Genomic DNA, 19,604 nt, shown 5'->3' with positions numbered 1-19,604 from the left:
TGCCAAAGTGCCAGATGAATGCAATCCGTCTTTGCGTGGATGCTTCGGCCACGGCGTACGGCAGTCACGGAACGCGGCGGTGCGAGCGTCCCGGAATCAGACAGCGATGGAAGTCGGTAGCAGCGCTCTTGTGGAATGCCATTATCAACAAGTGCGACGCCGCGCGAGTGCCATATCCGTGAGATGTGTCAGTGACGGAGGATCGCAGTGGGGTTGCCCGCTTCTGAGAGATTAAGTGGGTGCATGACACTGCTACCGTGGCAGTCACGGCATCATGATCTCATGGACCGATGCGGCTCGCGATTGAGCGAGTGGCGAAGTGCGGCTTCGCCGAGCGTGTGCATGGCACGAGTATTGGACTACGTTAATTCGGTATCGCCACAGGTGCGAATGTCGTCGGCCTCCTACGATGTCGTCGCTGCTCCAAAGCAGATTCTCGACCTCGACATTCACATTGCCCGAGCCGGGAGCGGGGCGGCGAGGGGGGTGGAAAGGAGGTCGCCAAACCATTGGTCAGTATTCTGACTATTGCTTGACAAGATATCGGTTTGTGGGCCAAACCAGGGGGGGGCGGCTGCGGGACGCAGCCGGTGCGCTGAAGCGCTGTCGACCGGGAAGGGGAGGAGATGGCCCGTTTTGCTGCTGCGACGAAACGTAAGCCCAGGCTCCGGACGGAGCTGTCCGAGGCGGATGAGGGGCGCCTGCAGGAGGCTGTGGCGCTATTCGGTTTGCCGAAGGCGGAGGTCGTGCGGCGTCTGATCCGGGCCTCCGTTCTGGCCGGGCCGGCGCTTTCGGCAGAGAATATGGAGGCCGTCGTGGCTCTGGCGGCTGAAGTCCGGCAGGCTGGTCGCACACTGGCGCAGATGCTCAGGATGATGCGGCAGGGAAGGGGGGCCGAGCTCGCGGCGGCCGAGCAGGTCTGGAGCGAGCTCCACGGCGCGATCACCGCCATCGATGAAGAGTTGACCGAGATGACGGTGGCGTACGGCGCGCGGCTCAGAGGGCTTGCGCGACTGTCCGCTGTCGAGCCGGTGAGAACTGAGGGCACCGCATCGTGAGCGGGAGCGCCGTGATCGAACGTTGGACGGAAACGTTTCGCGGAGCTCGCGAGATTGTTGCCCGTGGGCAGGCGCAGCGCCGACAGTCGGCCCTGATGCCGAGGCAGGCGAGCGATCGCGGCCAGGATTTTGGCCGGACGCCGGCATCAGCGATGATCGGTGCTCACACCACCCTGCACGGCGTCACGATCACCGGAGGGCGCGATGCCGAGCGTGCGCGTCGCCTCGACAGTGTCCGGCCGAAGGGTGGCAATAGCGGATCATCGGCCCGGCAAGCGCGGCCGGCCCGGATCGACGGCGACGTGCTCGGCCGGGCGCGTCGCCTGGCGGCCGGGTATCAGCCCGCGGTCGTGAAGGTGATCTCCTACGCCCATGGGACAGCGCGCGCGACCGCGACCGGGCAATACGTTCAGCGCGAGGACGTGGCGCTCGAAACCCATGATGGGCGCATTCTGGCCGATCGCGAAGCGGTGGCCGATGAGATCAAGGAGTGGTCCAAGACCTTCGAGACCCGGAAGGAGAGCCAGGATGTGGTCTCGATCAGGCTGCGGCTGCATGGTGTGCGCGACACGCCGGCGGGACGAGAGACCTATGAGGCGGCGATCACCTCGGGCTTCGCCGGTCACCGGCATGCTGTTCGGCTCGAGCCGACATCCGAGGGCGAATTGGACGCGCGGCTGGTGGTCGTCATGGCGGGCGCCGCCAGGGAACGCTTCAGGCTTCGCGACGAGCAGATCGGCAGCGAGCAAGAGGGTTTCGTCCAGAAGCGTCTCGACGCCCGATCGGAGGCGGCCATCAAGGCCCGGATCGAAGCGGCGATCGGTCATCCTCAACATGCGATGAGCATTGAACCGGGCGCGTCGCGACATGGGCGCGATGGCGTTGCCTATCAACTCAGGCAGCACCTCTCCCGATACGGCGAACTCGTCGACGAGCGGGGAAAGTCGATCTCGGATGCATCGGGCGCACGCGAGACCGCGCGGGATTGGGGGCCGTCCCTGCGCTCGCAAGCGCCGCGCGATACGATGCATCTGATGATCTCGGCCAAGGCCGGGACAGATGTCACAGCGTTGACGAACGCGGCGCGCGAGTTCCTGCATGACCGATTCGCCGACCACAAGTTCATGTTCGGCATCCATACCGACAAGGCGGCGGCAGGGCATATTCACGTCCACGCCGTCATCACGGTGAAGAACGAGGCCGGCCAGAAGATCCATCCGAACAAGGATGATTTTCTGACCTGGCGCGAGGTTTATGCCGAACATGCCCGCGCCCAGGGCCTCAAGATCGTCGCGACCTCGGCGATGGAGCGCGCCTCGTCGCAGAGCTATGGTGCCAAGGACAAGGCGATCGTCGAGGTGGCCGAGCGACCGCGCCCGGCACGGGAGGCGCGTGATCGCGCCTATGCTGGTGATTCCGGGAATCATGGGCTCATCGAGAAGGCTCGCCAGCGCATTGCGGTGGCGCGGGAGAACCCGGTCAAGATACCGCTCCGCGAGGCGGATCGGCAGGCGGTCTGTGAGGGTCTGAAGGCATGGTCGGCGGTATTGAAGGAGGACTTGCTGAGCGTCATCGCGTCGGAAATGGTCCAGCGCCTGACGATGGCGCAGATGCTGGGCGGCGTCATCCAAGCCATCGAGAAACGCATGCAGCATTGGTTGAGCAAGGAGGACAAGCCTGTGGCGATCACATCAGAGCAGATGGCGAAGGATCTCCGCGCGATGAACGACGCGGTGTCGCGCACCACCGATCTTCTGGACGGGGCGACACGGGAGCAGTTCCGTGAGACATCGGCTCGCTACCTTGAGACGCTGGCGATGCGGGTGGATCTTCAGCGGATGCAGGAGCGAGGGGTTCAGGAGCTGTCGCGCGCCGATATCGAACGATTGGCCGGCGCTTCTGCCGATCGGTTGATTGAGCGCGCCGAGGCGGTCAGGCTGAAGGAGGAGCGCGAGGCTGCGGACGCGCAGCGGCTCTCCGATCGCGCGATCGAGGTCGAACGCCGCCAGGAGGGACGGACGGGCCTGAATCCGCAATCGGAGCGCGATCTGGTCTCGGAGCGCGCCATCGTTGCCGGCACGCAGCAAGCGGCCGCAAGGGAGGCGCGGGAGGCCGCAGCGGCTGTTGAAGCAGCTCGGGCCCTCGCCGAGGCTCCTGGCCAGCCTCTGCCGGGCGCTCTGATCCAGACTGATGCTCTGGCGAAGTTGAAGGCTGAGCAGGAAAAGCTACTGCGTGAGGTCGATGCAGACCGTGCAGTGTCAGAAGGCGTCAAAGGGCAACGGATCAAGTAGCGTGCTTGGGAAGAGCGCCGATTTGCACGATCGCTGCTGCTGGAGTTGGACTCGATGATCGTTTAGGCTCCGCAGCAACGAGCGCCGCCTGAAATCGCCGCGACCAGCTGTCTGCAACTGGACGTTCAATATCTTTCAATTGGTCGGCGTCTGAGTTACGATTGGTCGAGATGACCACCGTGCCCTTATCGCATGTTCACATCACGCGGCGCGCCGAGGCGCGGGTTGCCATCGCTATCGAGGACACGCGCGTCGTTCTCATCGTCGGACCAAGGCAGGCAGGAAAAACAACCCTTGTCCGCCGGTTCGTGACCGAGGCCAGGCCCTATATAACCTTGGACGATGCACAAACGCTGAATGCCGCCCGGGCCGATCCGGTGGGGTTCGTTCGCTCGCTCCCATCTGCCATTATCGACGAAGTGCAGCGCGCGCCAGCGCTGATGCTTGCGATCAAGGAGACGGTCGATCGCGACACGTCGCCCGGCCGCTATCTTCTGACGGGCTCCGCGAACGTCATGGCGTTGCCGAGCATCGGTGACTCGCTTGCCGGTCGTATCGAGATCATACAGCTCCTGCCGCTGTCGCAGGCCGAGTTGACCGGCAGTTCGGGCAGCTTCCTCGATCGCATGTTTGCTGGCGATCAGCCCGTCGCGGGCCCAGCGCCGGCTTACGGCAAGGCGCTCATCGATCGTGTCCTGGCCGGCGGTTATCCCGAGCCGCTTCGACGGAGCGCCGCACGGCAGAGGATATGGTTTCGAGACTATCTCAAGCTGGTGCTCGATCGCGATGTCCGGGACACCGCGGATATCGAGCAACTCGGAAAACTGCCGACTCTGGTGGCGATGCTGGCCGAGCATTCGGGCCAGCTCGTCAATCTCCAAACATTGTCGATGCCACTCGAACTATCGCGGCCGACGATCCAGAAATACGTCACTATCCTGGAGCGCCTTTTTCTGCTGCAGACGATCCGACCCTGGTACTCGAACCGCCTGTCTCGCCTGATCAAGACACCTAAGCTGCATTTTCTCGACAGCGGACTGTTGAGCGCGCTGCGAGACGCCAATGCGGAGGCGTTCCAGCTCGATCGGACAGCTTTCGGTCCTTTGCTCGAGACGTTCGTAACGTCGGAAATCCTGAAGCTTTTATCGTGGAGCGATCGATCGATCCGGCTTTCGCATTTCCGGACCAAGGATTTCGACGAGGTGGATCTCGTACTTGAGGACAATCTTGGGCGGATCGTCGGGATCGAGGTCAAGGCTTCGGCAACCTTGCGATCGAAGGATTTTTCCGGCCTCGTGAAACTTCAGAGCGCGGCCGGTGACAAGTTCATCCGCGGGCTGGTTCTCCACGACCATGACCGGGTCACGCCGCACAGCGAAAAAATCCAGGGGGCGCCGGTATCCGTGCTCTGGGAGATGTGACTCGCATAAGGAAGATTATGGAACTTGCCGGCAGTTTGGAGGACGTTGCATGCCGCCGCCGGGTTCCACGAGGGTGTTCCCATCGATCCGGAACGCGCGTGCCGACATCCTCGCTCCATGCGCGCGGCGTTCCGCACCAATCTACCAATACCAGCGTCGGAGCATCGAGCATGCCCGCAAGAACAAGATCGTCTGGCGACGATGAGGTCGGCCAATCATGGCCCTATTTTCCCCGCGAGTAGAACCAGCTAGCGAACATGAGCGCGACGGCAATCGCCATAGCCGTCGTGCCGACGATCGTGGCCTCATATCGCCAACTTGGCGCGAACAAATTAGCGAAAAAACTGAGGATGGCGCCGGCAGCCGTCAGCCCGACTTCGAAGTTGAGCACGAGCGCGTTCTCTCCGCGGCGCGCCTCCTCGAGACGGGCTATGAAATTGGCCTTCAAATCTCGCTTCGCTTGACTTGTCATGCTCAGCCTCCTTTCGAACACTGTGTGAAACGTTATGCGCCACCCCTGCTTGAGTTCAAGTGGTCGATCTTGCTTCATCCTCGCCAAACCAATGCTGCAGTCCTTTGAGCGTACTGGCAGCTTGAGCGACTGAATTCTCCAACGCGGGTGTTTCGCCAAGAGTCCGGACCATGTCCGTAAACGCTGCATCCTGCTCGGCCCCAACCGACGCGATGATCGTCCGCAGGTCACAATTTTCATCCACCGGCACCGGCGGCGGACCCAGGCTTAGATTACGGCGTGATCGTTCCGTTGAACGAGATTCGGGTGGCTGAACTCCCGAGGGTGGTATGGGTGCAGTCCCACTACCACCTGTAGATGCCACCTTTGATCGCGGTGGCTTTGGAGCTTTCGAGACTAACATTCGCTTCTCGCCCTGAGGATCTGATGAGGTCTGGGAAGGCTGCGATGCTTCGCCAAACTGGGACGCAACCACCGGCTGCATCGCCCCACCGAGGTCCTCGTCCCGCCACTCACGCAAGTGCGGCAGTGCTGGTGGGAATCCTTTTGCAGCCTCGTAAAGCCGCCGATAGGGCTTGTCCCGATAGTGGCGAATCTTGACGAGCTCGAATGACGGTGAGTTCTTCACCATCAGGACCGAAAGCCGCGCCGACATCTCGCGCAGCTCGAGCGGGCTGCGCAGCGGCCGCGCCGTGTAATGCGGTGCCCAGACGCGCGGCGCGAAGATTCCCTGCCCCGGCCGCATCACCGGCGTCTTGTAAACCTGCGTCGTTTCGCCGAGCATCTCCGAGACAAATTCCGAGGTCTCCAGATCGTTGATCTGAATGAAGAGCTTGATCTGTGAACCCGAGACGGTCGTGATGCGCCGACTCTTGCCATAGAGCTCGTCGAGCTGGGCAATGTCCTGCATGACGATTGCCATGCGGAAGCCATAGCCGGCGCTGATCGTGATCTTCGAGATCAGGGAATCCATCCGCCCGACATGGTAGAATTCGTCGAGCATGAGCAGGACCTGGTGCGGCTCGTCCGGACCCGGGATCTTTTCCATGAGAAGATCGTGGATTTGCTGAAACAGGATGCGGATCAGCGGCCGGAAGATCGAGAGCTCAGCGATGGTGCAGCCGATGAAGATCGTCATCGGTCGGCGCCGCAATTCTCGGACATCGAAATCCGACGTCTCGGTCGCGGCCGAGATCAGCCCGTTGTTCCACAGGCTCATCGCCATGTTCACGTTGAAGACGGCGCTGTTGCGGGTCTCCGGCTCCAGGGCGATGTACTGATTGAAGCTGTCGATGACCCAGGTCGGGAGGTGCTCGCTTTCAGTCTTCACGATGGCGCGCAGAACAGTCGAGATGTCCTTCCCCGTCGTCGTCATGCGCGCAACGGTGCGCATATGCTGCGCGCTCGCCGTCAGCGGTGAGGCGAGCACATAGCCGATCAGGGCGGAGAGCAGCAGGCGCCCTGCCCCGGCCCAGGTATCGTCAGCCTTTTCCGGGATAACGAAGCTCGCGACGACAAGGCAGTCCGTCGCCATCCGCTGATCGCGCCGCACAAAATCGAGCGGATTATAGCGATGGGTGTCGGGCGAGCCCGGCGAGAACATGAAAACCTTATTCCCCATGGCCGTGCGATGGCTTGCCAAAGCCGCGAAATTCTCCCGCTTCGGATCGAAGAAAACCGCCGATCCCTTCCACATGTATCCGTTGGGCAGGACAAAGCCGGTGCCCTTTCCGGATCGTGACGGCCCGACCACGAGGATATGCGCCGGCTCGTCGGAACGGATCGTGACGCCGCCCATCGTGCCAAGAATGATGCCCTGCTTTCCGGTCAGGCCCTGCTTCGCGGCTTCGAGCAATGTCCCAAAACGAGCGGCGCCAAAAGGCATCTGGCGGCGGTTGACATAACCGAAGAGCCAGCCGCCCAGTCCGAGCGCTATAACGCCGCCAGCGGCGATCCCGGCACGGATCAGCGCCTCGGCCTGCGTGGCCGGGAAGTTCAGCCGCGCTTGAAAATGATTCCAGGCGATCAGGACGAAACCAGGCGAACGATCGGCGTTCTGCATCCGAAACAGCGCCCAGCGGTCGGCTCCTTCGCTCGGGAACTTTGTTGGCGCCCAGCGCCAAGCGACGACGAGTTCGTAGGCCAGGCTCCAGAGCAGGAAGAATGCGAGGAGCGCGAAAGCAACGATGCCCGCTCTATAGAGATGGACGCGCAGCACGGCCGCCTCCTCGCCGCTTGGGCCTCGCCTGCCATTCAGCCATCCGCGAAAAATAAATCGCCGAGGTGCCGCGCCAGCCACCGATCTTGGTCTGCTGGATGACGATCGGCAGCACGGACTGGATGTAGGCGACGATTTCGTCCCGCCTCAAACCCAGCCCCGCCTGCATCACCATCAGCGCGAGCTGCTCGAAGGCACCTTGCGGGCTATCGGCATGGACGGTGCTGATCGAACCGGGATGGCCGGTATTGATTGCGCGCAGGAACGGATAGGCTTCGGGTCCGCGGATCTCGCCGAGGAAAATACGATCGGGCCGCAGTCGCATCGAGGCCTGCAGCAATGTCTCGACCGTGACCCGGGCCTCGCCCTGGTCGCCCTTGGACGCGACGAGCGCCAGGTGGTTGGACTGGATCGGCCGGACCTCGCGCGTATCCTCGATGGTGATGATCCGTTCGTCGACCGGGACCTCTTTCAGGATCGCATTCAGGAAGGTGGTCTTGCCCGAGGAGGTGCCCCCTGCGAGCAGAATCGAATAGCGGCTCACGACGGCGAGCCGGATGAAATCCTCGATCCTGCCGGCATCGAGATGGGCGCAGAGCTCACGGTCGACCTCAGAGAATTCGTTGGCCTTCGCGATCTTCACCCGGTCGAACGAGCCGAGCTTGCGGTAATCACCAAGCTTCATCTCCTTGATCACCTGCTTGCGGATGGCGAATGCTCCGCCGCCCGTCGTTGCCGGTGGCAGGACGCCCTGGAACCGCTCGCCTGTTGCCAGCGCAGCCGAGAGCAACGGATGCTCCTCATTGACGCTCTGGCCCGAATGGCCGGCGACGCGCTCATTGAGATGGCGGATTGCGGCAGTGGTCAGTTCGGGAAGGTCGTGGCGCTCCATCGCGGCTTGCCCGAAGCGCTCGACGAAGATCTCGCCCGGACCGTTGGCGCAGATCTCGACGACCTGATCGTCATCGAGCCAGGGCCGCAATGGCGTGAGCGCTCTATCGAGAAAGACCGGTCGCTGCAGGCTGATTGCGCTCACGCCGAAGCTCCCTCAGTGCTTCCTTGACCGGGTCGGGATAGAGAGCGGAGAAATCGAGATCGCGCCGCACGAACACCGTGATCCGGGTGCCCTGGTCGAGATGGATCGTGGGCGGGATATTGATCGAGTTCTTCAGCGCCTCCTGGGCGATGTTGGTCAGGGTTTGCGAGACGTTCTGGGCCGCGATCTGGCGCGCCTGCAGCACCTGGTTGGTGCCGTTTGCCCCGATCTGCGTGGTTGTGGTGACGCCCGTCACAGGATCCGTCGTCGTGATCGTCGAGCCATCGCGATTGGTATCGGACTGGCCGTAGCCGCTGAGGAACTGCGACACACCGCCGACGAGGCTCAACACGACTGCCGCACCGAACCGCTCGAGATAGTGGTTGTCGACATAGCCGGTGTTGCCGGCGTGGCCGAGCTCGTCTGCGCCGTTGGAGCCGAGCTGCACGGAGACGCCGTCCGAGCGGAGCAGACGGGTCCAGACGACAAAGACGCGGGTCTGGCCCTGTGCCAGTCCTGACCTGTATTCACCGACGAGCCGGCTGCCAGCCGGGATCAGGACACGGCGACCATCGAACGACCAGACATTCTCCGCGGTCACTGCGCGCACCATGCCAGGGAGGTCACTCTGAACGGCGGTCTCCAGCACGCCGCGAATGGTCGTCCCCTGCGCGATCAGGGCATCGATCCGGTCATTTTTCGTCGCCTTCGCAATTTCGACGCCAGCGCTGGCGACCGACGCGAGAAAGCGCCGGTTGGGGTCGGTTTCCTGATCGCCACTCGCGCGTCCCGCATTGCCGTCACTTGCTGGACCGGAGGCCGTATTCCCACTTGAATCCGTGATGACCTGCGGGGCGCGCAGGCGTTCCCATCTGCGGCGTTCCTCCTCGAGTCGCTGGCGCTCAAGCTCCGCGAGGCGGCGGGCCTCGTCGTCATTAGCGATCGCAGGCGGGGGAAGGAACTCGGGCGCCGGTGGTGCCGGCAGCGCCTGAGGCGGGGCGATCGGCGGCGGCGGAACCGTGGGTTCCGGTGTCTCTGGCGTCGGCGGGATCACGATCGTGCCCTGCTCCGTTCGAGGCTGCGGCGTCTCGAGCGACGGGGCTGGGAATTGCGTCGTCCGGAACTCCTCAGTATCCGGTGACGTCATGTTCCTCGGCCCCTGCCGGAGCGAGGAGGAAATCATCCAAGCGGCCAGCAGCAGCGCGCCGACCGGGATACCGATCTTGAGCAGATTGCCGACCGCGGTCGGAGACCGGGCCACGGCGGTCGCCGCTGCAGCCTCCAGTTCCAGCGAGCGATAGTCTTCCGGTCTCGGCATCTCCCCTCCCCTTCAGCGTCTGGCCTGACCGACGCGTTGCGGTACGAAGGGCTCTAGCCCGGTCGGCTCGCGAAGGTTGCTGGTCCGGCGGTTGAAGAGGCAGGTCGACTCCTGGCCGTTGCGCAGAGTCCATTGTGCGGCGACCTTGTCGACGACGACGAAAGGGCCCTCGGTGCGATGGTTGACCAGGGCCTCGTTGCGTTCGCCATCGACGCTGTAGATCGCCGGCGTCTCGCCCTCGAACCGGAACCAGGTCTTCGTGCCGTCGTCGAAAACGGCGAGCGGCTTGTTCGCCGACGACCCCTTGTAGGCATAGTCGTTGTTGGCGTTTGCGATGTTGAGATCCTTGAGGTTGGGATTTGCGGCGCGCTCCCGTGCTGCCGCGAGCAGGCGCGCATCGGCCTCGTCGTCGGGAAAGCGGAACCGCACCGTGTAGAGCTGGCCCTTCGGGGGGCGCTCGTTCGACCGTAGCACGAAGGAATAGACCCGCTTGTCGGTGACGATGTTGAGGTTCGATTGGGCGTTCTTCTCGACCGGTTTCAGGAAGATGATGTTTCCCTTACGGTTGGGCTCGACCTTCCAGGCGATCGAGTCGCCGATCGCAAGCGTCTCGATCTTCTCGCTGTCCTGGAAGACGATCATGGTCGAGGTGCCATAGGTCGCATCGATCGCCGTGACGTTGTCGCGGTTGTAGACGATATCGCGGATGCGGGGATCGGTTCGGCCGGGCGCCGGCACCGCCTCGGACCAGGCAGGCACAAGCGATGCTGCGAGCCAGACCGCCGCCAGGAGGCTTCGGGAGATCAGACGCGAACCCCTCATGATCGCGGCGATCCGACCGTTCCGGGCGACGGCGCGGTTTCCTGATCGCGGCGATATTCGAGCACCTGGAAGCCAAGGGGATTGTCGAAGCGATATTCGTTGCGCATCGGCGATGCCGTGTAGCGGAATCGCAGCAGCGAGACCCAGTTGCGCGTCGTGATCGAGGTGGCCGACTTCTCCTCCGTCGAAAAGCGCACCAAGGCCGTCCGATTGTTGGGGAACGTCACCGACTTGATCGCGACCGAGATCACGGTGCTCGCGCCGAGCAGCCGGACCGGATTCTGGGGATTGGCCGGGGAATAGATTTCAGTGAGCTCGCGTGCTGCGTCCGCGGTCGCCAGCAGCTGGGCCAGGTCAAAATTATCCTTCAGGGCCTTTGGGTCATAGGTCTCGCGCGCCTTCACATATCGCACGACATTGAAGGTGGTGACGGCCTCGTCCTGGCTCAGTGGGCCTTCCGCCATGGGCCGCTTGACCTCGACGAAGCCGGTCGTCTTGTCGACCACGACCATATAGGGCTCGTAGGTCTTGAGCGGCACCAGTAGCGCCAGCGTCCCGAGCGAGGCGAGCGCGACGACCGTCATGATCGCAGCGACGATCCAGGCGATCGCGCGGGAATTACGGTTGCGGCGCGCGAGATCCTGCTCCCAGGTGAGGCCATCCGCGAAATAGCGCCGATCGAGGGCTGGTTGTTCGGGCGGTGCCGCGGCATCGCTCATCCGTTCGCCCTCGTGTTCGGTCGGGCGTTGCCCTCGGGATTGCTGATCTGGGCAGCCAGGCGCTGGAACTCAGGCGATTGCGCCCATTGGTTCGCGCGCAGTCCGACACGGGCGCGCTGGCGGGCCGCGAGTTCCTCGCGGCGTGATAGCGAGGCGGGGTTGAGCGGGTTGCGAACCGCGGCACCCCTCGCATAGGCCGCACGCGCGGCGCGATAGCCTGTGGCATTGGCATAGAAGGCGCCGATCCGGGTCGCTCCTATCGGGAAACCGCCGGCGATCGCAGCCGCGACATTGTTGATCTGGGCAAGCAGCAAAATGCCGATGATGGCGAGAAGCACGACGGGCCCAATCGTCGCCCAGGTCGCGTTGCGCGAGGCGGCGACGCCGTTCAAGGCGTCGATGGATTGCTGGATCAGCGAGACGTAGAAGGCCAGAAAGGCGTAGACCAGCACCTGCACCACGAAATACTGCGCGAGCGCGCTCATCCAGCCGCTGAAAAATCGGCTCGTGACCCCGAACAGCAGCAGCAGGATGAAGACCGGCGCCAGCGCGAGCAGCAGCCACATGAACATTTTCGAGAGAACGATCAGGAAGAGCGCGAAGCCGATCAGGATCGCCATCGCCACGTAGAAGACGGCGGCGAAGATGTACGGCCCCCAATTGGTGATGCCGGCATTCTGCAGGAAGGCCTCGGTGGCATTGTTCGTGGTGTTCCACATATTCTGCAGCGCGTTCTGAACGCCGTTTACCGAGGTGAGGTTGGCGGACAGCCCCGTGCTGTTGGCGGACGTCATCGCGCTGAGCAAAGCATTGCCGATCGCGGATGGGCCATCGTTTATCAGCCGATAAGCAAGGGCCTGGAAGTCGCTCCAGCTCGTTGCCATGGCGTAGATCAGGAAGGCGCGAAACAGCCGAAACGCATGGTCGGCCGGACCGCCACTTGCGGTGCCCTGCCAGATGCCGACGCCCCATAGGATGACATAGAGCGTCAGAAGGAGGCCTGCGACGCTGGTCGTCCCGCCCTGCGTCGCGGCATTCGACAGGGCCTGATAGGCGGTCGAAACGTAGTTCTGGCCGATCTGATCGACCTGCGACAGCAGGGTTGTGATCGAGAAATTGCCCATGCCACAGACTCAAATCGGCCGCATTGGACCGCATGGGTCGTTCGCGGCAAAGGGTTCCGGCAGGGAGGATCCCGCCGTGTAGGCCAGCGGCTGACCGCCCTCGTCCGGGCCGCACGGCGCCTTCAAGGGCTTGTAGGCGCAGCCCGAGAGAGCGAGGCCCAGCACGATCGTGCCCAGGATGATGAGCCGATGCCGCCTCACGGCGAACCATCCTTCGGAGGTGAGAACGTCATGGCACGCGAAGCCGCCTCGGCATCGGTCTGCGGTGGGACCTGCACGGCCGGCTGCTGCGGCGTGACGATCCGACCAATGATGAGCAGACCGGCCAGGGCGATGGCCGCCAGGCTCGAGGCCACGACGAAGGAGAAGACCGCTCGACGCCGGAACATGCGGCTTCTCCTGCTCATCGCTGCGAAAAGACCATCGCGCGGGCGGCAGCCGATTCCGATGCGATCCGGTCGAGATTTTGCTGGTTCGCGGCGGCGGCTGCGTTGTTCACCACGCCGGTGAGCTCGTTGATGGTCTGTCCGGTCTGGATCTGAATCTGCGTGTTCTGATCGACGCTGCCCTTCAGATCCTTGGCCTGACCGATCTGCTGGCCGCCCTGGACGAAGGCGCTTGAGCGCGTCTGGATCGCGCCCTGGGTTGAGTCGATCAGGCCGGAGAGGGTCGCTGCGACATTGACTGCGTTGGAATAGGCCTTGTCCGAAGGGTGGGATTGGCCGCCGGTCAGGCCGGTGATCGTCTTGACCAATTGCAAGCCATTGATCAGGCCCGAGACGATATTCTGCGAGGTCGATCCCATTCCAGCGAAGGACAGCGCCCCGCCGGAAATCACCGTGCCGAGCGAGGGGGCCTTTGCCATCGAGAATCCGCCCCCGAGTGCCATCTGGGCGAGGCTGCCTTGAGCATCCGATGACCGATTGCCAGTGACCGCTTCCAGCGTCTTCTTGGTGTGCTGAAGGATGTCGCGATCGGCCTGCAGGATCTGCTGGGTATTGGTCGCGATCTCCTGGGCCTTGGCGAGGTTCGCATTGTCGATGACGGGCACGCCCTGGGCATGGCTCAGGTTCGTGCCGAGCGTCACGATGCCCGCAAGAACGACGATCCGCATGGCAGACTCCTACCGGTTAGAGGAAGCGGCGGCTTCGAGTGCCGCCGCGACGTCGGTCGTCGAGAGTGACGAGCCCACAGATCCTGTTGCGCTCAGAGCTACGGAACCGGCTGCGGCGCCCGTAGCGTTCTGTTGTTGCATCTGCGTGAGGTAGAACAGGACATTTTCGCTGCTATCGATAATGCGCGCGCTGGCGCAGGCGGGATCTGGCGTCGTTCCGAGCGGTGTCGTCGAGCAGGTCGAGGCGCTGCGGCAGGGATCCGCTATGGTGCCGTTGCCGATCATGCCTTGAGGGCAGGTCGAGCCATCTGACCCGGGGCCGCCGCCCATCCTCAAGCCACTGGCGCCGCGGCTGCGGTCGCTGGTGCGTGCCAAATTCAGCGCATTGATCGCCGTGACCCAGAGGTTTGTGGCATTGGTTGCACCCGTCCAGGCAAGGCCGTTCTGGATACGCGCCGCGCTATTCATGTCGAGTGCGGCCATGACGGTCGTGGCCGTCCCGACCTCCTGGCCGGCGCTGCGAAAGGCGCTTTGGGCGCTCTCAAGGCTGGTCCGACTGGCCTCCAGCCCACCAACGACGTCACCCGTAGTCTTGAAATGGTTCTGGCTCGCCAATGTCGAGCCCTTGGCGTCGGCGGCCGGTGTCGCCGGCATCGTCGGCGAATAGGCCTGGATCGTCTTCGCTCCCGAGCCCGCCTGCGCCTTGGTCGCTGGATCCTTGACCTCGGCCTTCTTGCCCGTGGTGACGGCGCATTTGACGCCATCGTTGGCGCTTTTGCGCTGGGTCGTGATCGGTACGAGCTTGATGGTCGTGCCCGAGGTGGCGGCTTTCTGATCGAGCTGCCTGGCGTCATTGGTGGGAATCGCGGCGAAAGCCGGCGCGAAGGCCAACAGACTGCCGACGATGAGGAATGGTCGAAGCACCCAGTTCATACGTCGCCCCTTCCCATGAAAACCGGCAGCCAGTCGGCAGGATCGTCACCGAGGCGGGCTCGCAGTGCCGTGAGTTCTGCAACGGTCTCGGTTCGGCCCGACAGCACCTTGATCAGGTCGGGCATGCCCGCGAGGTTCAGTTTCGCGATGACGCTGTCGCGGCCATGCTTGATCAGGAAAGAGCGGCTTTCCGGAACCGTGTTGCGGATCCAAGCGACCTCCCGGTCGGTGAGACGGAAGGCCTGGGCATAGCTCTCGTCGTCGGCTTTCGGATTCGGGAAGAAGATGTTGGTCGCGGTCTGCTCGATCAGCGTGTTGGCGGATCTGGAGCGGACGATATCGGCGGCCGATTGCGTGCCGAAGCCAATGATGCCGTTCTGCTTGCGGATTGTCTTGAGCTTGTCCTTGATGAAGAAGGCGAAGACCTCGTCGTCGAGAAGCCGCCAGCCCTCATCAAGGAAGATCATCACCGGATCGCCGCCGAGCAATTCCTCGGTGCGGTGAAAGATGTACATCAGCGCGGCCGTTCGGATGACTGGGTCGTCGAGCACCCGGGTCATGTCGAAGCCGAAGATCGATGACAGCGAGAACTGATCTTCCTCATTGTTGAAGAGCCAGCCGCGTTGATCCGACCGCATCCAGCTCTCCAGCCGTGCCAGCAGATCCCCTTCCCCTGCCCTGATGCGGCCGCGCAGCAGCGTCGAGAAGGCCTGCAGCGTCCGGCCCTCCGGTCCCGCTGCCAGCGCCGAGCCGATCGCGTTGCGGATCACCTGTTCTTCCGACGCGCTCAACAATCCACCACTGGTCGGCCGGAGCATGAAGGCGAAGAGCTGGAACAGGAATTCCCGGTTCGGCGCCGTGTCCGGCAGGGACAAGGGATTGAAACCGGTCGGCTCCCCTGGCGTCAGTACCTCGTACTGTCCGCCAAGCGCACGGATGAAGATCTCGGCGCCGCGGTCCTTGTCGACGAAAAGCAGCTTTGGCCGCGGCTCGATGCGCTGGGATTGCGCCGAAATGAACGACAGGAACACCGTCTTGCCGGAGCCCGAGGGCCCGACGACGGTGAAATTGCCGAGGTCGCGGATATGGTGGTTGTAGTAGTAGGCAGTCTGTGAGGTCGTCTCGAAAACCGAGATCGCCGGTCCCCAGTGATTGCCGCTCGGCCGGCCGCTCGGATAGTTGTGCAGCGAGACGAAGCCCGCGAAATTCTTCGACGAGATGATCGACTTCCGCGCGATATAGGAGAAGTTTCCCGGCAGCTGGGCCCAGAAGGCGGGCTCGCAGTTGAGGTCCTCGCGGGTCCAGATCACCGAGCGATCGGTCAGGGCCGCACCAACGGCGGTGACCGTCGCGCCGACCTCGGCCATGTCGCGCCCGAGGCACATCACGGTCATATGGTGCTCGCCATAGATCGCCTCGGAGGCGAGCAACTCGTCGCGGGCATCGTCGAGCTGTTCGGCGACGATCGAGCCGGCTTCGTCGGACATGTCGACCTGGCGCGAGACCCGATCGATCTGCTTGGCGGCTTCTGGCCGATCGACGATCGCGAAGCTCTGTGTCGCGATGAACTCGTGGGGAACGCGCAGCAGGTTGTCGAAGGAGCCGGGCCCTGTCTGGGCAGGGTATTCGCGGATCGAGATCATCGCCCCGAACCGCGTATCGCCAGCGGAGGCGCCACGAATTTCGACGGCATTTCGGCCAAAGAAGATGCGTTTCTGCGCAAGAGCGTCCGCGAGTGCCATCCTCGGCAGATGCATCGGGCGCGGCAGGCCACCGTTGACGAGCTGGACGAGAAACTCCAACGGCTCCGAGTACCAGACCCCATCGCGCGATATGACGCTGAGAGGGCGGGCGCCGTAGACCGTGAGTGTCTCCCGGACGGCTGTCGCCGCATCGCGCAACTCGCTGAGCGCGGTCTGCATCGCCACGGATTCCCCGCCAGCCTCCCTTCGGCCGATCAAGCGTGACAGCGAACTCTCGAAGGTCCCGGCCTGGCCCTGGAGTGGCCGGCGCACAATCGTGAGGTAAAGCTCGTTGACGAACATCCGCCGCGTCGAGAGCGCAGCCTGGTAACGCTCGTCGATCTCCCGGCAGAGCGCATTGTCGAAGGTTGACGGGATCGAAGGCTCGACCTCGCGGCGGATGATGTGGCTGACGAGCGCAAAGCGCGAATTGGCGAGCGTGCGCACGACGTCGTTGCGCGCCAGCAGCCGCGAATTGACGGCGCTCATATCGGCAGTCTCGAAGGAATAACCCTCGAGCTTCAGGATCGTCAGGACCAGCCCGTCGCGCGTCCTGATGACTGTGTCGTCGACATGGCGGGTAAAGGGGATGTGCGAGGCGACAGGTCGCTCCCGTCGCGAGACCGCGCCATAGGTTAGTTCGTCGAGAAGGGCGCGCGCGATCATGATCGCCCTCAGACGCGATAGCTGTCGGCGCCCCAGAAGGCGCGAGAGCGCGGCGGGCAGCGCGACGATTTGACGAAGAGGATCTCGAAGATCCGATCGTCGCGCAGCGTCAGCACATAGCCGAAGAGATGCAGCGGGATCGCGACGAGCAGCATCAAGAGGTTGTGCGAGACCAGAAAGCACACTGACGAGGCGACGCCATTGAACATGAAATAGAGATACGGCACGCCCATCAAGGTCGGCGCCCGCGTCAACGCCTTGACCAGAGGCGTGATCAGTGGCTGCTCCGGGTCTTGCACGCTCATTGCCCGACCGCCGACTGGAAGAACTGAACGATCTGCGCCGATCCGAACACCAGGACGATGCCGAAGATGACCGAGCCGGCCACACCCCAGGTCAGACGGCCGGCCCAGGCGAAGAAACCGCAGGCAATGACGGCAAGCGTCGCGAGCGCCGTCGAGATCGGACCGGTCAGTGCCTGCACGAGCTGGTTCAAGGTCGATTGAACCGGCTGTAACGTGCCGGACTGCGCCTTCGCGTCAATGGCAGCCAGCGTCAGCAATGTCGCGCCGGCCGCGCGGAAAAAATGTCTCGAAAGCAGCATCTGCAGCATCCTCATTCGATATGCATGACAAAATCGGCCGTCGAGGCTGGCTGGGTGCCGGCCGGGCGATGTCTCGGAGTGGTCAAAGCCTGTGCGGTCCGTCTATCGGGTACGCCGCTGGAGCTTGGACCAAATTCGATCCCTTCGAGCCCAGGCCAACCCGCGAGGTCGTTCACGACGGTGGCGACGAATCGCACGGTTTCGGGAAACGGCGGCACGCCGCGATGCGCGATCAGCGTCTCTTCGCCTGCGTTGTAGGCGGCGAGCACATAGAACGGATTGCCATGGCGGGACTGGAGATGGCGCAGGAAGCGCACGCCGCCGCGGACATTTTCGCCGGGATCGCAGAGGTCGACCTTGAAGCGCTCGGCCGTTTCTGGGGTGAGCTGCATCAGCCCGTAGGCACCCTTCTCGGATTGCGCCGTCGAGATCAGGCGGCTTTCCGCCTTGGCGACGGCCAATGCGAAAGCTGTGTCGAACCGCTCCTCGACCGCGACCCGTCGCACGAGCGCCTCGGCCTCGCCGGCCGCCAGCTGCGTTCGTGGATCGCAGACGGGGCGAGAGGTGTCCGAGCCGATCACGTCGACGCTGGTCGGAGTCTGGGAGATCGGCACGAGGCGACCGGATGCGTCGAGCGCCGCTGTTGGCTCAGGCAACTTGTCCTGAAATTTAACTGGCGCCGTCGCCTCCTCCCCCCAAACCGGTCCTGCCAGAACTGCGATCACTATGCTCGTCGAAAGCGTCAGCCGCATCGTGGATTCGCCTCTCGCCAAATCGGTCAGTAGTCAGTATATTGACGTTCTGACAGTTGGCAACAGCCGGAAACACGATGCCCCTATCAGAACGCTGCTGCGCAGCATCGAGGGCTGCGAGGATGATAAAGGCCGCCAGCCTGGCGTTGGGCATGAGCATCGCGCCGGCGGTCGCGCCTGCCCAGGAGGCCTCCTTTGGTTGCAAGGTCCTGCTCTGTGCGGCCGCTACCGCTCCGAGCTGGTCGGGGATTCCGTATTGTATACCGGTCATGCAGCAGCTTTTCCGACAGCTTGCCCGGGGCGGGGGCTGGCCTGCATGCCCAGAAGGGCAAACAAGCAGTCTCGGACACGAGCCTTATCTCCCCTGCCCCGCCGGCTGGACGCCCGCCGAAAGTGCAGCCAGTCACGAGCAGGCGCCTGCCCTATCGTCTCCGAATGGTAGCCTCTGCATCAACCTGTCCAAGCCGTCGACCGACTGCATGGCCAGCTCGGAGGGCGGCTGCCAAACCAGCTATCCGAGCCAGCCGCGGCAGGCGCGGGAGGAGCCGTATTACGTCGACATCACCACCACGAACGGTCAGCAGCGCTTCTATTTCGCGCTGAAGGGCTACTGAGGATGCGCCTCGTCAGGGTCCTTGTTGCAGGCCTCGCCGGTGCTTGCGCCATGGCTGCCACTGCGCAGGAGCCGGCCTCGCCGCGTTGGTTCGCGATCGGGCCGACTGCGATCTTCGAGACCGGAGACAGCTGGGCGGATGGCGGCGTGGACTATCGCCTCTACGGCGTTCAGTCCTGCCTGCGCGGGACGAGCTTCACCAACGGCGCGGGCGTCAGGCGCGATTGCGGCGAGGCATCACTGGCTATGTTGGTCGCGCTGATCCGGGACCTACAACCGCAGTGCCATCAGGCTGGCGCGCAGCCGAATTCGCGCATTGTCTTGGTGTTCTGCGTCGCTACACGAGCCGCGGGCGCAGGTGCTGGCTCTCGCATCGATCTCGGCACGGCCCTGATCTCGTCGGGCTTCGGCTTTGCCTCGCTCGCGCCCGATGGCCGGCCCGTCCATTCGCCTTATTTCGTCGCGCAGCAGGTTGCGTCGCGCGCGAGGGCCGGCCTTTGGGCGTTTCCCGATCTGCCCGAGCCGAATGCCATCATCCTGCGTGCGTTGCGTGAGGGCCGGCCACATGCGGGGTTCGAGAATCCGCCGGGGCAACAATGAACGATCGCGACCCCATCGTTCGAGTCTGCTCCAAAGGGCGTCTGAGTGCGGATTCCGATTCCGACCGGCCATCATTCCGATAATTGACCGGCCGGGATTCC

Annotated in this window: 19 protein-coding genes; 5 read left to right on the top strand and 14 right to left on the bottom strand. The window is 63.5% G+C overall.

Annotated elements, in window-relative coordinates; all coding sequences use genetic code 11:
- Window positions 1–626: 626 nt before the first annotated feature.
- The 3 genes from AX750_RS22490 (at window position 627) to AX750_RS22480 (ending at window position 4,770) form a co-directional block, all read left to right on the top strand.
- Complete coding sequence (locus tag AX750_RS22490) at window positions 627–1,058, top strand: hypothetical protein (RefSeq protein ID WP_066719734.1); 432 nt, start codon at window positions 627–629, stop codon at window positions 1,056–1,058.
- Window positions 1,059–1,069: 11 nt separating this feature from the next.
- Window positions 1,070–3,349, top strand: a complete 2,280-nt coding sequence (locus tag AX750_RS22485; RefSeq protein ID WP_346360463.1) for a relaxase/mobilization nuclease domain-containing protein — start codon at window positions 1,070–1,072, stop codon at window positions 3,347–3,349.
- Between the two features lie 170 nt (window positions 3,350–3,519).
- Complete coding sequence (locus AX750_RS22480) at window positions 3,520–4,770, top strand: ATP-binding protein (protein ID WP_066719731.1); 1,251 nt, start codon at window positions 3,520–3,522, stop codon at window positions 4,768–4,770.
- Between the two features lie 223 nt (window positions 4,771–4,993).
- Here the strand turns inward: AX750_RS22480 and AX750_RS22475 are convergent, their stop codons facing one another.
- The 14 genes from AX750_RS22475 to AX750_RS22405 form a co-directional block, all read right to left on the bottom strand.
- Window positions 4,994–5,242 carry a hypothetical protein gene (locus AX750_RS22475; protein WP_066719729.1) on the bottom strand — a complete coding sequence of 83 codons (249 nt, stop codon included), beginning with the start codon at window positions 5,240–5,242 and terminating at the stop codon, window positions 4,994–4,996.
- 55 nt (window positions 5,243–5,297) lie between these two features.
- Complete coding sequence (locus AX750_RS22470) at window positions 5,298–7,460, bottom strand: type IV secretory system conjugative DNA transfer family protein (RefSeq protein ID WP_066719726.1); 2,163 nt, start codon at window positions 7,458–7,460, stop codon at window positions 5,298–5,300.
- Window positions 7,438–8,496 (bottom strand): P-type DNA transfer ATPase VirB11, encoded by a 1,059-nt coding sequence (gene virB11, locus AX750_RS22465; RefSeq protein WP_066719725.1) that lies wholly within the window; start codon window positions 8,494–8,496, stop codon window positions 7,438–7,440. The genes AX750_RS22470 and virB11 overlap by 23 nt, the downstream gene beginning before the upstream one ends.
- The gene (virB10, locus tag AX750_RS22460; protein WP_066719722.1) at window positions 8,456–9,814 is read right to left on the bottom strand and encodes a type IV secretion system protein VirB10; all 1,359 of its coding nucleotides are present in this window, start codon (window positions 9,812–9,814) and stop codon (window positions 8,456–8,458) included. The genes virB11 and virB10 overlap by 41 nt, the downstream gene beginning before the upstream one ends.
- Before the next feature lie 12 nt (window positions 9,815–9,826).
- On the bottom strand, window positions 9,827–10,636 hold the full coding sequence (gene virB9 / locus AX750_RS22455) for a P-type conjugative transfer protein VirB9 (protein ID WP_082735463.1): 810 nt from the start codon (window positions 10,634–10,636) through the stop codon (window positions 9,827–9,829).
- A complete protein-coding gene (locus AX750_RS22450; protein ID WP_066719719.1) occupies window positions 10,633–11,355 on the bottom strand; it encodes a virB8 family protein in 723 nt (240 codons plus the stop codon). The genes virB9 and AX750_RS22450 overlap by 4 nt, the downstream gene beginning before the upstream one ends.
- Window positions 11,352–12,479 (bottom strand): type IV secretion system protein, encoded by a 1,128-nt coding sequence (locus AX750_RS22445; protein ID WP_066719716.1) that lies wholly within the window; start codon window positions 12,477–12,479, stop codon window positions 11,352–11,354. Before AX750_RS22445 ends, AX750_RS22450 begins: the two co-directional genes overlap by 4 nt.
- 197 nt (window positions 12,480–12,676) lie before the next feature.
- A complete protein-coding gene (locus AX750_RS22435) occupies window positions 12,677–12,868 on the bottom strand; it encodes a hypothetical protein (RefSeq protein ID WP_066719713.1) in 192 nt (63 codons plus the stop codon).
- A gap of 14 nt (window positions 12,869–12,882) precedes the next feature.
- On the bottom strand, window positions 12,883–13,593 hold the full coding sequence (locus AX750_RS22430) for a type IV secretion system protein (RefSeq protein ID WP_066719710.1): 711 nt from the start codon (window positions 13,591–13,593) through the stop codon (window positions 12,883–12,885).
- Between the two features lie 9 nt (window positions 13,594–13,602).
- The gene (locus AX750_RS22425) at window positions 13,603–14,526 is read right to left on the bottom strand and encodes a hypothetical protein (protein WP_066719707.1); all 924 of its coding nucleotides are present in this window, start codon (window positions 14,524–14,526) and stop codon (window positions 13,603–13,605) included.
- Window positions 14,523–16,934, bottom strand: a complete 2,412-nt coding sequence (locus tag AX750_RS22420; protein WP_066719705.1) for a VirB4 family type IV secretion system protein — start codon at window positions 16,932–16,934, stop codon at window positions 14,523–14,525. Before AX750_RS22420 ends, AX750_RS22425 begins: the two co-directional genes overlap by 4 nt.
- A gap of 8 nt (window positions 16,935–16,942) precedes the next feature.
- Window positions 16,943–17,239 (bottom strand): VirB3 family type IV secretion system protein, encoded by a 297-nt coding sequence (locus AX750_RS22415; RefSeq protein ID WP_066719702.1) that lies wholly within the window; start codon window positions 17,237–17,239, stop codon window positions 16,943–16,945.
- The gene (locus AX750_RS22410) at window positions 17,236–17,553 is read right to left on the bottom strand and encodes a TrbC/VirB2 family protein (protein WP_171019670.1); all 318 of its coding nucleotides are present in this window, start codon (window positions 17,551–17,553) and stop codon (window positions 17,236–17,238) included. The genes AX750_RS22415 and AX750_RS22410 overlap by 4 nt, the downstream gene beginning before the upstream one ends.
- Window positions 17,550–18,290, bottom strand: coding sequence for a lytic transglycosylase domain-containing protein (locus AX750_RS22405; RefSeq protein ID WP_082735462.1), 741 nt, complete (start codon window positions 18,288–18,290; stop codon window positions 17,550–17,552). The genes AX750_RS22410 and AX750_RS22405 overlap by 4 nt, the downstream gene beginning before the upstream one ends.
- Before the next feature lie 479 nt (window positions 18,291–18,769).
- On the opposite strand from AX750_RS22405, the gene AX750_RS27090 reads away from it, so the two are divergent.
- Entirely contained in the window at window positions 18,770–18,904 is a 135-nt protein-coding gene (locus AX750_RS27090) for a hypothetical protein (RefSeq protein ID WP_280939920.1), read from the top strand.
- A 50-nt stretch (window positions 18,905–18,954) separates the two neighbouring features.
- A complete protein-coding gene (locus AX750_RS22395) occupies window positions 18,955–19,503 on the top strand; it encodes a thermonuclease family protein (RefSeq protein ID WP_245282496.1) in 549 nt (182 codons plus the stop codon).
- Window positions 19,504–19,604 lie beyond the last annotated feature (101 nt).

The sequence above is a fragment of the Methylobacterium sp. CCH7-A2 genome (assembly GCF_001557075.1).
Classification (GTDB): domain Bacteria; phylum Pseudomonadota; class Alphaproteobacteria; order Rhizobiales; family Beijerinckiaceae; genus Allobosea; species Allobosea massiliensis.
Note: the sequence above shows the minus strand (reverse complement) of the source record. Positions and strands in the feature narration are given on the sequence as shown.

What these genes read in the sequence shown, in the direction of transcription:
- AX750_RS22445 (WP_066719716.1), bottom strand. Translation starts at nt 12,479, where the DNA reads ATGGGCAATTTCTCGATCACAACCCTGCTGTCGCAGGTCGATCAGATC.
- AX750_RS22405 (WP_082735462.1), bottom strand. Translation starts at nt 18,290, where the DNA reads ATGCGGCTGACGCTTTCGACGAGCATAGTGATCGCAGTTCTGGCAGGA.
- AX750_RS22480 (WP_066719731.1), top strand. Translation starts at nt 3,520, where the DNA reads ATGACCACCGTGCCCTTATCGCATGTTCACATCACGCGGCGCGCCGAG.
- AX750_RS22395 (WP_245282496.1), top strand. Translation starts at nt 18,955, where the DNA reads ATGGCTGCCACTGCGCAGGAGCCGGCCTCGCCGCGTTGGTTCGCGATC.
- AX750_RS22450 (WP_066719719.1), bottom strand. Translation starts at nt 11,355, where the DNA reads ATGAGCGATGCCGCGGCACCGCCCGAACAACCAGCCCTCGATCGGCGC.
- AX750_RS22430 (WP_066719710.1), bottom strand. Translation starts at nt 13,593, where the DNA reads ATGCGGATCGTCGTTCTTGCGGGCATCGTGACGCTCGGCACGAACCTG.
- AX750_RS22420 (WP_066719705.1), bottom strand. Translation starts at nt 16,934, where the DNA reads ATGATCGCGCGCGCCCTTCTCGACGAACTAACCTATGGCGCGGTCTCG.
- AX750_RS22490 (WP_066719734.1), top strand. Translation starts at nt 627, where the DNA reads ATGGCCCGTTTTGCTGCTGCGACGAAACGTAAGCCCAGGCTCCGGACG.
- AX750_RS22415 (WP_066719702.1), bottom strand. Translation starts at nt 17,239, where the DNA reads ATGAGCGTGCAAGACCCGGAGCAGCCACTGATCACGCCTCTGGTCAAG.
- virB9 (WP_082735463.1), bottom strand. Translation starts at nt 10,636, where the DNA reads ATGAGGGGTTCGCGTCTGATCTCCCGAAGCCTCCTGGCGGCGGTCTGG.
- AX750_RS22425 (WP_066719707.1), bottom strand. Translation starts at nt 14,526, where the DNA reads ATGAACTGGGTGCTTCGACCATTCCTCATCGTCGGCAGTCTGTTGGCC.
- AX750_RS22475 (WP_066719729.1), bottom strand. Translation starts at nt 5,242, where the DNA reads ATGACAAGTCAAGCGAAGCGAGATTTGAAGGCCAATTTCATAGCCCGT.
- AX750_RS27090 (WP_280939920.1), top strand. Translation starts at nt 18,770, where the DNA reads ATGGCCAGCTCGGAGGGCGGCTGCCAAACCAGCTATCCGAGCCAGCCG.
- AX750_RS22435 (WP_066719713.1), bottom strand. Translation starts at nt 12,868, where the DNA reads ATGTTCCGGCGTCGAGCGGTCTTCTCCTTCGTCGTGGCCTCGAGCCTG.
- virB10 (WP_066719722.1), bottom strand. Translation starts at nt 9,814, where the DNA reads ATGCCGAGACCGGAAGACTATCGCTCGCTGGAACTGGAGGCTGCAGCG.
- AX750_RS22410 (WP_171019670.1), bottom strand. Translation starts at nt 17,553, where the DNA reads ATGAGGATGCTGCAGATGCTGCTTTCGAGACATTTTTTCCGCGCGGCC.